Annotated in this window: 16 protein-coding genes and 1 pseudogene (1 of these 17 only partly in view); 13 read left to right on the forward strand and 4 right to left on the reverse strand. The window is 47.0% G+C overall.

The window, feature by feature from the left end; genetic code table 11:
• Positions 1 to 30: 30 nt before the first annotated feature.
• The 6 genes from sad (at position 31) to FDX04_RS05900 (ending at position 6,147) form a co-directional block, all read left to right on the forward strand.
• Positions 31 to 1,419 (forward strand): succinate-semialdehyde dehydrogenase, encoded by a 1,389-nt coding sequence (sad, locus tag FDX04_RS05875; RefSeq protein ID WP_137370599.1) that lies wholly within the window; start codon positions 31 to 33, stop codon positions 1,417 to 1,419.
• Between the two features lie 151 nt (positions 1,420 to 1,570).
• Positions 1,571 to 2,497: a glutaminase B gene (glsB, locus tag FDX04_RS05880; RefSeq protein WP_137370600.1), complete on the forward strand. Its 927-nt coding sequence runs from the start codon at positions 1,571 to 1,573 to the stop codon at positions 2,495 to 2,497.
• Complete coding sequence (locus FDX04_RS05885; protein ID WP_038640562.1) at positions 2,497 to 2,856, forward strand: DUF4186 domain-containing protein; 360 nt, start codon at positions 2,497 to 2,499, stop codon at positions 2,854 to 2,856. The genes glsB and FDX04_RS05885 overlap by 1 nt, the downstream gene beginning before the upstream one ends.
• Before the next feature lie 80 nt (positions 2,857 to 2,936).
• Positions 2,937 to 3,464, forward strand: coding sequence for a GNAT family N-acetyltransferase (locus tag FDX04_RS05890; RefSeq protein WP_137370601.1), 528 nt, complete (start codon positions 2,937 to 2,939; stop codon positions 3,462 to 3,464).
• 106 nt (positions 3,465 to 3,570) lie between these two features.
• On the forward strand, positions 3,571 to 5,022 hold the full coding sequence (locus FDX04_RS05895) for a tagaturonate reductase (RefSeq protein WP_137370602.1): 1,452 nt from the start codon (positions 3,571 to 3,573) through the stop codon (positions 5,020 to 5,022).
• Between the two features lie 210 nt (positions 5,023 to 5,232).
• The gene (locus FDX04_RS05900; RefSeq protein WP_079224232.1) at positions 5,233 to 6,147 is read left to right on the forward strand and encodes a bestrophin family protein; all 915 of its coding nucleotides are present in this window, start codon (positions 5,233 to 5,235) and stop codon (positions 6,145 to 6,147) included.
• Here the strand turns inward: FDX04_RS05900 and FDX04_RS05905 are convergent.
• Together FDX04_RS05905 and tam are read right to left on the reverse strand one after the other, a co-directional pair.
• Entirely contained in the window at positions 6,140 to 6,520 is a 381-nt protein-coding gene (locus tag FDX04_RS05905; RefSeq protein WP_042308414.1) for a GFA family protein, read from the reverse strand. The genes FDX04_RS05900 and FDX04_RS05905 overlap by 8 nt on opposite strands.
• Positions 6,521 to 6,650: 130 nt before the next feature.
• Positions 6,651 to 7,409 carry a trans-aconitate 2-methyltransferase gene (gene tam, locus FDX04_RS05910; RefSeq protein ID WP_137370603.1) on the reverse strand — a complete coding sequence of 253 codons (759 nt, stop codon included), beginning with the start codon at positions 7,407 to 7,409 and terminating at the stop codon, positions 6,651 to 6,653.
• A gap of 109 nt (positions 7,410 to 7,518) precedes the next feature.
• On the opposite strand from tam, the gene FDX04_RS05915 reads away from it, so the two are divergent.
• The gene (locus tag FDX04_RS05915) at positions 7,519 to 8,079 is read left to right on the forward strand and encodes a GNAT family N-acetyltransferase (RefSeq protein ID WP_137370606.1); all 561 of its coding nucleotides are present in this window, start codon (positions 7,519 to 7,521) and stop codon (positions 8,077 to 8,079) included.
• Positions 8,073 to 8,347: pseudogene (locus FDX04_RS05920) on the forward strand (GrpB family protein); the annotation flags it as partial. The gene FDX04_RS05915 and the pseudogene FDX04_RS05920, both read left to right, overlap by 7 nt.
• Before the next feature lie 400 nt (positions 8,348 to 8,747).
• Here FDX04_RS05920 and FDX04_RS05930 read toward each other — a convergent pair.
• Both FDX04_RS05930 and FDX04_RS05935 read right to left on the reverse strand, forming a co-directional pair.
• A complete protein-coding gene (locus FDX04_RS05930) occupies positions 8,748 to 9,104 on the reverse strand; it encodes a hypothetical protein (protein ID WP_080330024.1) in 357 nt (118 codons plus the stop codon).
• Between the two features lie 91 nt (positions 9,105 to 9,195).
• Positions 9,196 to 9,411: a hypothetical protein gene (locus FDX04_RS05935; protein ID WP_080330023.1), complete on the reverse strand. Its 216-nt coding sequence runs from the start codon at positions 9,409 to 9,411 to the stop codon at positions 9,196 to 9,198.
• A gap of 323 nt (positions 9,412 to 9,734) precedes the next feature.
• On the opposite strand from FDX04_RS05935, the gene FDX04_RS05945 reads away from it, so the two are divergent.
• The 5 genes from FDX04_RS05945 to FDX04_RS24285 form a co-directional block, all read left to right on the forward strand.
• Positions 9,735 to 10,907 carry a replication initiation factor domain-containing protein gene (locus FDX04_RS05945; RefSeq protein WP_170975144.1) on the forward strand — a complete coding sequence of 391 codons (1,173 nt, stop codon included), beginning with the start codon at positions 9,735 to 9,737 and terminating at the stop codon, positions 10,905 to 10,907.
• A 12-nt stretch (positions 10,908 to 10,919) separates the two neighbouring features.
• Positions 10,920 to 11,258 carry a hypothetical protein gene (locus FDX04_RS05950; RefSeq protein WP_080330020.1) on the forward strand — a complete coding sequence of 113 codons (339 nt, stop codon included), beginning with the start codon at positions 10,920 to 10,922 and terminating at the stop codon, positions 11,256 to 11,258.
• 41 nt (positions 11,259 to 11,299) lie between these two features.
• Entirely contained in the window at positions 11,300 to 11,398 is a 99-nt protein-coding gene (locus tag FDX04_RS24405; protein ID WP_015979771.1) for a tail virion protein G7P-2, read from the forward strand.
• Between the two features lie 91 nt (positions 11,399 to 11,489).
• Positions 11,490 to 11,714 (forward strand): major coat protein, encoded by a 225-nt coding sequence (locus FDX04_RS05955; protein ID WP_080330019.1) that lies wholly within the window; start codon positions 11,490 to 11,492, stop codon positions 11,712 to 11,714.
• A 67-nt stretch (positions 11,715 to 11,781) separates the two neighbouring features.
• A protein-coding gene (locus FDX04_RS24285) for a hypothetical protein (RefSeq protein WP_212734316.1) crosses the window boundary here: on the forward strand, positions 11,782 to 12,654 show its 5' portion. It continues 9 nt past the right edge of the window; only the first 873 of its 882 coding nucleotides appear in the window; it begins with the start codon at positions 11,782 to 11,784; the stop codon falls past the right edge of the window.

Below are 12,654 nucleotides of genomic sequence, written 5' to 3' on the forward strand. Positions count from 1 at the left end.
GACCATACCCTGCGATAAAGAGAGGCATCTATGACTATCACAGCAGCAACACATGCTATTTCGGTTGATCCTACCAGCGGTGAAAGACTAACGGCGATGCCGTGGGCCGGCACTGAAGAGATTGCTCAGGCACTGAGTCTTGCCGCGAGTGCCTACAGTGAATGGAAACAGACTACCGTCGCGCACCGTGCGCATACGCTGCGTCAAATCGGCCAGGCCCTGCGTAATCGCGCGGAAGAGATGGCGCAGTGTATTTCACGTGAAATGGGCAAACCCATTAAACAGGCTCGGGGTGAAGTCGCCAAGTCAGCCGCGTTGTGCGACTGGTACGCTGAACATGGACCTGAGATGCTTAACCCGGAACCGACGCTGGTAGAAAATAACCAGGCGGTGATTGAGTATCGTCCTGTTGGAACTATTCTGGCGATCATGCCGTGGAATTTCCCGCTGTGGCAGGTACTGCGTGGCGCCATTCCGATTTTGCTGGCTGGTAATGGCTATTTGTTAAAGCATGCGCCTAACGTAACCGGCTGTGCTGCGATTATCGCGCAGGTTTTTGCTGATGCAGGCGTTCCTGCCGGTGTTTATGGTTGGGTAAATGCCGATAACGCCGGAGTCAGTCAGATGATCAACGACCCGCGTATCGCAGCGGTAACGGTAACGGGTAGCGTACGTGCCGGTGCGGCGATTGGTGCACAGGCGGGTGCGGCGCTGAAAAAATGCGTACTTGAACTGGGTGGTTCCGATCCGTTTATTGTCCTCAATGATGCCGATCTCGATCTGGCCGTTAAAGCGGCAGTCACCGGACGTTATCAGAATACCGGGCAGGTTTGTGCGGCAGCGAAGCGCTTTATCATCGAAGAAGGGATTGCTGAAGAATTTACTGCGCGGTTTGTGGCGGCCGCGAGCGCGCTCAAAATGGGCAATCCGTTAAACGAAGAAAACGATCTCGGACCGATGGCGCGATTTGATCTGCGTGATGAGTTGCATCAGCAGGTTGAAGCATCCCTGGCCGAAGGGGCGAAGTTACTCCTTGGGGGCGAAAAAATAGCAGGTCAGGGCAATTACTATGCCGTGACGGTACTGGGCGGCGTAACGCCAGAAATGACGGCTTTCCGTCAGGAGCTGTTTGGTCCGGTTGCGGCGATCACCGTTGCCAGGAATGCGGAACATGCCCTGGCACTGGCGAATGACAGTGATTTTGGTTTATCCGCCACGGTGTTCACTGCGGATGACGCGCTGGCCCAGAATATGGCCTCTCGTCTGGAGTGTGGAGGCGTCTTCATCAATGGTTACAGCGCCAGCGATGCCCGTGTAGCGTTTGGCGGCGTGAAGAAAAGTGGTTTTGGTCGCGAGCTTTCGCATTTTGGCCTGCATGAGTTTTGTAATGTGCAGACCGTCTGGAAAAACCGCCTCTGAAGGTGAGGGTGCCTCCGTCGGGGGCACCTGCCTTATTTCTGCAAATTTTCTGTCATTGACTCTTCGTACACTGATACCTAATGGTCTGACGCAGCGTATTCAGCTCTGTTATACTCGCAGGCCTTTCATACCTGCGAGCAAGGAGCATGTTGTGGCCAGGGCCATGGACAATTCAATTTTAGAGACCATTGTGCAGCAGGTTCGTCCGCTGATCGGTCAGGGTAAAGTCGCTGACTATATACCTGCATTAGCCTCTGTCGACGGTTCCAAACTGGGTATCGCCATCTGTACCGTCGATGGACAACACTATCAGGCGGGGGATGCGCAAGAACGCTTTTCTATTCAGTCGATTTCGAAGGTTTTAAGCCTGGTCGTGGCGATGCGTCACTATCAGGAAGAGGAGATTTGGCAACGCGTCGGCAAAGATCCATCCGGTCATCCTTTTAATTCCCTGGTGCAGTTGGAAATGGAGCAGGGTATCCCGCGTAATCCCTTTATTAACGCCGGGGCGCTGGTGGTTTGCGACATGCTGCAAGGGCGTCTGAGCGCCCCACGTCAACGGATGCTGGAAGTGCTCCGGGCATTAAGCGGCGTCCCGGATATCGCCTACGATGCGAGGGTGGCGCGATCTGAGTTTGAACATTCCGCACGTAACGCCGCTATCGCCTGGTTGATGAAATCGTTCGGCAATTTTAACCATGACGTGACCACTGTTTTGCAAAACTATTTTCACTACTGCGCATTGAAAATGAGCTGTGTGGAACTGGCGCGAACCTTCGTATTTCTGGCGAATCAGGGCCATGCCTTCCATCTTGAGGATCCCGTGGTTACGCCGATGCAGGCCCGACAAATCAACGCGCTGATGGCGACCAGCGGTATGTATCAGAACGCGGGTGAATTTGCCTGGCGGGTTGGCCTGCCGGCAAAATCTGGGGTGGGTGGCGGTATCGTGGCCATCGTTCCACACGAGATGGCGATTGCTGTCTGGAGCCCGGAACTGGATCCAGCGGGAAATTCGCTGGCGGGTATCGCCGCGCTGGAGCAACTAACGCAACAAATGGGGCGCTCGGTTTACTGATGAATACGCTCGACCCTCTTTTTGCCCGGCTGGCGAAATCGACGTTTCGCTCGCGGTTTCGCCTCGGCCAGAAAGAAAGGCAGTATTGTCTGGATAAAGGCGCGCCGGTTATTGAACAACATGCAGCCGATTTTATTGCCAAACGACTGGCTCCCGCTTTTCCCGCTAATGATGGGAAGCAGACGCCAATGCGTGGTCACCCGGTATTCATCGCACAACACGCGACGGCGACCTGTTGTCGGGGGTGTCTGGCAAAATGGCACGATATTCCTCAGGGTGTGGCGCTTAACGAACAACAGCAACGTTACGTTGTCACGGTTATATATCACTGGTTAGTGATCCAAATGAATAAGCCATAGATAACATAATCCTATGATACAGCCTCTTGTGTTATGCAATTGTTAAAAACATGCTAAGGGGGTCTATCTAAGGAGAAAAAATGGCTTCCTGCAAACCCTGCTTCGTGCTGAATGCAGCACAGATTGTGTCGAGAATCGACGAGCTCAGCGATGTCCTTGAACAGTGCGTCAATGACGGCGCCTCCGTCAGCTTTATGCTGCCTTTTGATCGTGAGAAATCACGGCCTTTCTGGATGAACGTCGCGCAAAGCGTTGCCCGTGGGGAAAGACTTGTTCTTGGCGCCCAGAATGCCCAGGGAACGCTCGTCGGTACCGTCCAGCTCATTATCGATCAACCGGAAAACCAACCTCATCGCGCCGATGTCGCTAAGCTGCTGGTTCATACCTCTGCACGGCGGAGCGGCGTTGCCCGGGAACTGATGAATGAGCTGGAAAGTTGTGCGCGTCAACAGGGCAAAACGTTGCTGGTGCTTGATACGGCGACAGGCAGTGGCGCGGAGTTGTTCTACCACAAGTGCGGGTGGCAAAAAGCAGGAGTAATACCTGACTATGCCAAAATGCCTGACGGGACGCTGACCGCGACCACACTTTTTTATAAAACTCTCTAATTTGTGGCTGGGGATTGATCAAAACAGGGTTTCAATGTATTAAAGTTTGCTAACCTATTAGACCAATTCAATCAGGTTGTATGACTAATCAAAAAGGGAACCCATTGTGCAAACTTTAAATCGTCGCGATTTCCCCGGTGCTCAGTATCCTGAACGCATTATTCAGTTTGGTGAAGGAAACTTCCTGCGCGCCTTCGTTGACTGGCAAGTCGATCTGCTGAATGAGCATACCGATCTTAACTCTGGTGTGGTCATTGTCCGACCTATCGAAAGTACTTTTCCTCCATCACTGAGTACACAGGACGGCCTCTATACCACCATCATTCGTGGTTTGAATGAGAAGGGTGAAGCCGTGAGCGATGCCCGTTTAATTCGTTCGGTTAATCGCGAGATCAGCGTCTATAGTGAGTACGATGAGTTCCTGAAGCTGGCGCATAACCCTGATATGCGTTTTGTTTTCTCTAATACCACCGAAGCTGGCATCAGCTACCACGCTGGTGATAGGTTTGAGGATACGCCTGCGGTGAGTTATCCGGCCAAACTTACCCGACTGCTGTTTGAGCGCTTCAGCCATTTTAATGGCGCATCGGATAAAGGCTGGATAATCATTCCTTGCGAACTGATTGATTATAACGGTGATGCGCTGCATGAACTGGTCCTGCGCTATGCTCAGGAGTGGGCGTTACCGGAAGCATTTATCCAATGGCTGGATCAGGCCAATACCTTTTGCTCCACGCTGGTGGATCGTATTGTTACCGGCTATCCACGTGACGAAGTCGCGAAGCTTGAAGCGGAATTGGGTTATCACGATGCGTTTCTGGACACCGCTGAACACTTCTATCTGTTTGTTATTCAGGGTCCGAAATCATTAGCCGCTGAGCTGCGTCTGGATAAATATCCGCTGAATGTTCTGATTGTTGATGACATCAAACCGTATAAAGAACGGAAAGTGGCTATTCTCAACGGCGCACATACCGCATTGGTTCCCGTTGCCTGGCAGGCTGGATTGGATACCGTGGGGGAGGCCATGAATGACGCGGAGATTCGCGCCTTCGTGGAAAAAGCGATCTATGAAGAAATTATTCCAGTGCTGGATTTACCACGCGATGAGCTGGCGTCTTTTGCCAGCGCGGTGACAGGTCGATTCTGCAACCCGTATATCAAACATCAGCTGTTGTCGATTGCCCTGAACGGCATGACTAAATTCCGCACTCGCATATTGCCGCAACTACTGGCGGGGCAACAGGCTGGCGGTAAACTGCCTGCGCGTCTGACATTTGCGCTTGCCGCGTTGATTGCGTTCTACCGTGGAGAGCGTAACGGAGAGTCTTACCCGGTTCAGGATGATGCGCACTGGATGACGCGTTTTCAACAGCTTTGGTCCCAGCATCATGACTGCCAGATAAGCACTGAAGATTTGGTTAAAGCTGTGCTGGCCGTTACAGAACACTGGGAACAGGATCTGACGGAAGTTTCTGGATTGGTGGAACAGGTGACTGCCGATCTGGATAGCATTCTGCTAAACGGCATGCGAGAAGCTGTTAAACCTCTGTGCTAATACGCTGACCCGGCTCAGGCCGGGTTTTTTACAGGCATATCTTAGTTACAACATACTATGGATTTCTGCTTTTAGGGTGACAGTCTGTCGCTTCAACGCATCGTCCGTTCAGCAGGAGGGAAAGATGTTTAAATAGTGTTACGATGAGCTTGCAACATTGATCACGTTCGCGTTTAATGTGACGAGTTTCACATTTTTTCGAAGATAACCATGATCGTTCGCCCCCAACAACACTGGCTACGCCTGATATTCGTCTGGCATGGGTCGGTACTATCTAAAATTTTTTCACGCCTGCTGCTGAACTTCCTGCTCTCCATCGCCGTTATTATCATGCTGCCGTGGTATACGATGCTGGGCATCAAATTTACCCTGGCGCCGTTCAGCATTCTCGGCGTGGCGATTGCAATCTTTTTAGGCTTTCGCAATAACGCCTGTTATTCACGTTATGTTGAGGCTCGACACTTGTGGGGGCAGTTGATGATTGCTTCCCGATCGCTGCTACGTGAAGTAAAAACCACCTTGCCGGACGACGTCGAACTGGGTCAGTTTGTTCGTCTGCAAATCGCCTTTGCCCACTGTTTACGCATGACGTTACGCCGTCAGCCCCAGGCTGAGCCGTTAGCGAAATATCTGAGTGAGGCAGATTTACAGACCGTGTTCGCCTCACAGTCGCCTGCAAACCGCATTCTGTTGCTGATGGGGGAATGGTTGGCTGTACGTCGGCGCAATGGTCAGCTGTCAGATATATTATTCCATAGTTTAAACAATAGGTTAAATGATATGTCGGCGGTACTTGCAGGGTGCGAGCGGATCGCGAATACCCCAGTGCCATTTGCTTACACTCTGATACTTCATCGAACGGTATACCTGTTTTGCATTATGTTACCTTTCGCGTTGGTGGTAGATCTGCACTATATGACGCCGTTTATCTCAGTGCTGATTTCCTATACTTTTATTTCGCTCGATACGCTGGCAGAAGAGCTGGAAGACCCGTTTGGCACAGAAAACAATGACCTGCCGCTGGATGCGATTTGCAATGCGATTGAAATCGACTTGCTGCAGATGAACGATGAAACAAACGTGCCAGCAAAACACATTCCAGATAAGCATTACCAACTCACTTAGTTACATTCTTTTGCCACCATGTAGGTTGCATATCTGAAAAAGAATGAAATTCCGGCGCCAGGTCTTCATCGTCAGGATCGTCAAAAGCGCCAGCTAACAGTGCAATAACCGGGGCGTCATCAATGGCGCCTACGGAACTGCCGCACTGTGGACAAAATGCCCGACTTGACGCCTCAGAAGAGCGCCAGGTTGTCGGTTTTCCGCCTTGACCCGTCCACGTTACATTTTCTGCATTAAACTCAATCCAGACGACGGTCGGTGCACCCGTATGTTTCCGACATATATCGCAGGAGCAGGTATGGGAATTATTTGGACTGCTGGCCGCGAAACGAATCGAACCACACAGACAGCCACCAATGTAGACTTTAGACATGACAACTCCCGTCAGAAACACGTTGCCAGACACTAGCAGATGACGGGCTTTGCCACTAGATCCTCATGATAAAAAGGCGAGGGCGCGCATGGCAGATAGTTATCTCCTGTGATGCACTTATAATAAACGCTTAATCATTGCGTCTGGCTACGATAAATAACCGCGGAAAGGCCAGCAAAATTTTACCGTTTTCCTGCAGAGGATATTGTTCCTGAAGCAGTTCATGATAACGTGCCAGGTAAAGATGTTGCTCATTTTCGCTCAAGTCCTGTAACCAGGGCCGCAGGCCCGTTGAACTTACCCAGTCGATAATCGACTGATGTGATTCCATAACGTGATAATACGTTGTGCGCCAGATATCCACCTCACAGCCCGCTTCAGCCAAAATGTCATAATAGGCGTGTACACCAGGAAGCGGCGAGCGGCCCCGGTCAGGGTAACCTTGTTCATAAGCCACTTCACGCATCAAAACATGCGTTGGCTCCAGCCAGTTATCCGGCATTTGTACAGCCAGCACGCCATTGTGAGCCAGTAGCGATACCAGATGCGGGAACAAATCATAGTGATCGGGAACCCACTGCAACGAAGCATTTGCATATAGCAGTTCAAGAGGCTGCTCTGTCTGGAATTTACAGATATCCGCTTCAATAAAGCGGCATGTTGGTAATGCCTTGCGCGCCTCATTAAGCATGGCGGGTGAGGTATCAATCCCGGTTATTACAGCCGAGGGCCAGCGCTGATGCAGTAATGCCGTACTATTTCCCGGACCACAGCCAAGATCGACGACTGAATGGACATTCTCTAACGCCACTCTGCTGAGTAAATCCGCAGCGGGCCTTGAACGTTCAGTTTCATATTGCAGATAAAGCGAAGGATTCCAGTCGGCCATGAATGAATCTCCAGTATGAGAGAAAAAGGCGGAAAGGGTTACATAAGTCCTTGCCGATGAGCCATTTCTTTTAGAAGATTATATGAAAATACAGGAGAAGGGCAGAAATATGCTGGAAACATCAAGACTGATTTTACGCCCGTGGGAAGCCAAAGACAAAGCCCCGTTTGCCGCGTTAAATGCCGATCCGGACGTGATGCGTTTTTTTCCGGCTCCGCTGCAACGAACGGAAAGCGACAACCTGGCTGCCAGATTCCAGGAAGGCATTACAGAGCGCGGCTGGGGATTCTGGGCCGTTGAACTTAAAGAAACACACCAGTTTGTGGGGTGTGTAGGTTTACATCCACAACCTGATAAATTTCACTTTTCACCCTGTACCGAAATAGGCTGGCGTCTTGCTAAATCCTACTGGCATCAAGGGTTTGCATTGGAGGCCGCCGAGGCGTGCCTGACGTTTGCTTTCGAGGAACTGGCGTTAAGTGAGGTGGTTTCATTTACGTCGGTGCTGAATAAACCGTCAGAGCGTCTGATGATACGGTTGGGCATGAATAAAACTGAAGAGTTCGTGCATCCCGCGTTGCCCTCTGATCACCGGTTAGCACAACACATCCTGTATCGGAGGGGGCAATTTGATTACCGTTTTTCGGAAAGTAAGCGATGTCTCAGATGACTCTTGGTAAAGTACTATCCCAAATTCATCATATTGGTAGCACCTCGGTGCCGGGATTATCAGCTAAACCAGTGTCGATATATTAATCGAAGTTACTAATCTTGATGAAATGGACAGCCTGAATCAGGCGATAGAGCGTGTCGGATATACTGTACGTGGTGAAAATGGCATTTCAAATCGTAGGTACTTCACAAAAGGTGGAAATCAGCGCAGTCATCACATCCATGCTTTTACCACTGGGGATGCTCAAATAATAAAACATCTAGCAACCGGCTTTAACCATAAGCGACCGGACAGTTTCTTTGGACAGATGGACATCGTGCAGTTCTACGAGTTTCCCGCATACCCGCGTCGGCCCAAAGCCGGTATAGCTCTCGCGGATTATGTTGAGTGTGTATCGGGCAAGATCAACAGGCACCTGATAATTGCTTAGCCATAGGAAGTCCTCAATCTGAACCAGAGGGCGCAAGACAATCCAACTGTTATGCGAACTAACAACTACTGCACCAATCTGGCTACAATTCTCGTTACTCTACGTTAGTGCGCATAATGTATGACGTTATGTTACAAAAGGGTTCTGAGCCATTCCGGTAGAATGGGGTTGGGTTTACCGGAATGGCGAGGGTTCGTCTTTACACATAGCGTGCATTATGCGCACCAGTGTTTCTTTATGAGTATGTTATAGAGATTGTGCCATCATCTAATATTTGTAGTTCAATATCGGACTTTACAAATTTCTCTCTAGTAAGCCCGCCAAAGGTTGATTGTACTAACCAAATCGTATGGATTAAATTGAATGTGGAATATTCTATTTTTTCCTCATCCACTTGATTTTTAATTGTTTTTATTAATTCACTAGCGAAGATAGGCAGGCCATCGAATGCCCATTTTGCGCCTTTCTCTTTTATAAGAGCTAGTTTTTTCTCGTCTTTTGCTTCTGCGATAATAGCTAATTTATTAACATCATACTTACTTTCAAAAAACAAAATCCCATTTTCATCAAAAATTTTGGTATGCACTGTCATTTTTATTTAGCCTAAATTGATTTAGTCGGCATCCCCCGTCCTGTAAAACGGGGGTAGTCTCAGGATAACTACGGGCTTTCAGCCAGCATAGCTAACTATTTTTGACCTTAAACGTTAATTCACCTTTTTCGTTTACATCTATCTCATTCATTTTATTTTCGATTAAAAAATGCACTAAATCAGACTCTTTATAAATGATGTTTATTCCATTCATAATGTTTTTCTTAGTGAGTTCATACGAAAGAACTCCTAAATCGATAGACTCAGAATCCTTCAATCGTATTGTTTTAATTAGATTTTTCTTCATTTCGGCTATCTCTGTATCTGTTTTGATTAATCATATTACATGTATACATATTTTCAATTACTAGTTGACAGGTAATCCGTTACAGGTGTACTTTTCTACTAAATGTAATTAGTAATGCGTATACATGGTGCTTTTATGAACATCATCTACTTCGACTACATACCAGATTTTGGAGTCAATGCTAGCATCGGCGGGGAATGGGACTTTTACCGCTCCTTTGATGAGCTGGTAGATGAATGTTTTTGCTTCTATGGTGATGATTTTCTTTTAGTTTCTGTCGTTCTGCATTCTGATTCTTTCGTGGGTTACAGGGAGTCACTGACATGCAACTGACGGAAAGAAATGTAAAAATTGACTATCTTGCATTTACCATGCCTTTCTGTTCCCTCAAATCGTTGGAAACGTACCCGCATGGGCTAAATGAATGGCGCAAGTACGGAATTTATCCAACATTTCATAACCATGTATCTCATAAGGATGCTTTTTTTACCGATGTGATTAAAGGTGGTAAATGGTGTCCGTCCGACGATGAACTAAACGAACAGGTTCAAAGCTACACGACTGATTCAAAAGGTGAACTTGAGCAAAAAATAAATGACCTGAATAGGGAGATTTATTTAGCGCGTATGCATCGTCTTAAATTGTGGTTGTCCGCTGTCTTTGGGCTTCATCTTGGGCCAGAACGGGACAGAGGAGGCTATAACTATGACCGTTCAGCGCCTCTGTATTCAGTTGATGGCGGTTATGAGCATCTTGGAATGGTGTTTTGGGGTGGAAATAACGACACGATCTATATTCAGATCAGCGGTGAAGGGTGTACTCATGTTTTTAATGGCACGTCACCACATGAAATTTATAACTGGCTCAATCATCTTGATGTAACGATGTTGAAACGTATAGATCTTGCTGTTGATGATTTTGACGGTGTATTTACTGTTTCTGCTGCCATGCGGGATCATAAATGTGAGGCTTTTTATGGCGGTAAAGGCCCGAAGCCGGGTCTTGGCATTTCTCACAAATATCATGGTGATGGATCGTTACAGCAGGAAATGATTACTGTTGGTTCTCGTGAATCTCGTGTTTATTGGCGTATTTATAACAAAGCGCTTGAACAGAAAGTTGATGATGTCTGGCATCGTTCAGAAGCTGAACTTAAAGGCTTTCCGCTTGAGATACTACTGAACATAGAAGGGATTTTTACTGGTCTTTGTGAATACGCGCAACAGATCAATCCAGCCAGACCTAAAACACTTCAGCGTTCTGGAATTGTCCGGCTGGCGATTAACAGTTTTGAATCTGATGTTCGTTGGCTTCGCAAGCAGGCATCGAAAACCATTGCCAGAATTTTCCATCAACTTGGCAATGATTATGAAGCTGTCTTTTCTTCCATTGTTCGCAAAGAGCATATGGATGACCTGACGCTTAAATTCAGGACGCCAGATATTTACCAAAATATAGTGGCTCAAAAATTCTACAACCGTGAATGTGCATTCTAATAGAGGTTATTTATGGAACAGGAAACACTCAAAGTATTTTTTGTACAGTTTGGCACAATGAAAAATGATAAAACAAATGAAGATTTTAATTGGGGTAATGCGCAGGCATTATCTACTGAATTTGAATCAACGAATAGCTCATGTGGCTTTGCTCCGGCAAAAGTGAAAATTACACCAGATAATCGTCATGCTGTTTGCCTGAAAATGCGTGATGACCTGGAGAGTGCTTATAAATCTGGAAAGCCTTTTCTTGAAATTATACCGTCATATGGGCTTAAGGCATCTAAAGGTGTCATGATTCCTGTGATTGTTGATTACAAAATTGTTGGAAAGATAGATTTGAAGGGGTGATTTATTCCATCTGTTAATGTCACTTAGGTTTTTTGGGATATATGTCTGCTACAGACTTCGATTCTCTTTATCAATTAATATTTAATGCGGGGCTTGTTATTTGCTTTGGCCTTGGCGTTATTAGTGGTGGTCAAAGATGAGTGTACTATCTTACTTCTTTGCTGCTTATTGTGTTGGATGGGTTATATCCCATTCTATTCTGGTGTTTAAAAAACTATCTGAGGTTTCAATATGAAAAAATCAGTCGTTGCAAAAATCATTGCTGGCTCAACTCTGGTTATTGGTTCATCTGCCTTTGCAGCAGAGGATGCAACCAGTCAGGCTAAAGCTGCTTTTGATTCTTTAACCGCTCAGGCAACCGAAATGTCCGGGTACGCATGGGCGCTTGTTGTTCTTGTTGTTGGTGCAACGGTGGGAATTAAACTGTTTAAGAAATTTGTAAGCCGCGCATCTTAATTCAATATCCTTTCGCTCCAACCATTTATTTGGGTGGCATCTGCCACCCTTTATTCAGGTAGCATAAATGAAGAAAATAATTATTGCTTTATTTTTTGCTCCTTTCTTTACCCATGCAACTACAGACGCTGAATGTTTAAATAAACCCGCATTTGATGGCACATTAAGTAATGTCTGGAAAGAAGGAGACTCACGTTATGCAAATTTTGAAAACTGCATTTACGAACTTTCGGGTATTGGTATCGGTTATGATAATGATACTTCGTGGAATGGGCACTGGACGCCTGTTCGTTCTGCTGATGGCTCTGGCAATGGTGGTGATGATAATTCATCTGGCGGGGGTAGTAATGGAGACTCAGGAAACAATTCTACGCCAGATACAGTAACACCAGGGCAGACTGTAAATTTACCGTCTGACTTATCTGCTCTGAGCGTTCCTTCTAATGTGGTTAAATCTGACTCAATAGGTTCTCAGTTTTCGCTTTATACAAATGCCAATTGCACAATGTGCTCAGGGTATTATCTGTCTAACAATGCTGATTCAATTGCCATTGCTAGCATTATGGAAACGGTAAAGTATGATTATAACCAGCCTGATATGTGGTTTGAGCAAACCGACAGTGACGGCAATCATGTTAAAATACTACAGAACAGTTATAAGGCTGTTTCTTATAATATCGAATCAAAACAGTCGGACGTGAATAACCCGACATACATTAGTTATTCTTATTCCGTTAATGTAAAGCAGGTTTCCTATGACACATCAAACGTCTGCATAATGAACTGGGAAACTTTTCAGAATAAGTGTGATGCCTCACGTGCTGTTTTGATAACTGATACGGTTACGCCATCTTATTCCAGAAATATAACAATACAGTCGAATATTAATTATCAGGGTGGCAATGGGTCAGGCGGGTCAGGCGGGTCAGGCNNGTCAGGC

Origin of the sequence: Citrobacter sp. wls615 (genome assembly GCF_005281355.1) — a bacterium.
In the GTDB taxonomy this organism is placed as follows: domain Bacteria; phylum Pseudomonadota; class Gammaproteobacteria; order Enterobacterales; family Enterobacteriaceae; genus Citrobacter; species Citrobacter werkmanii.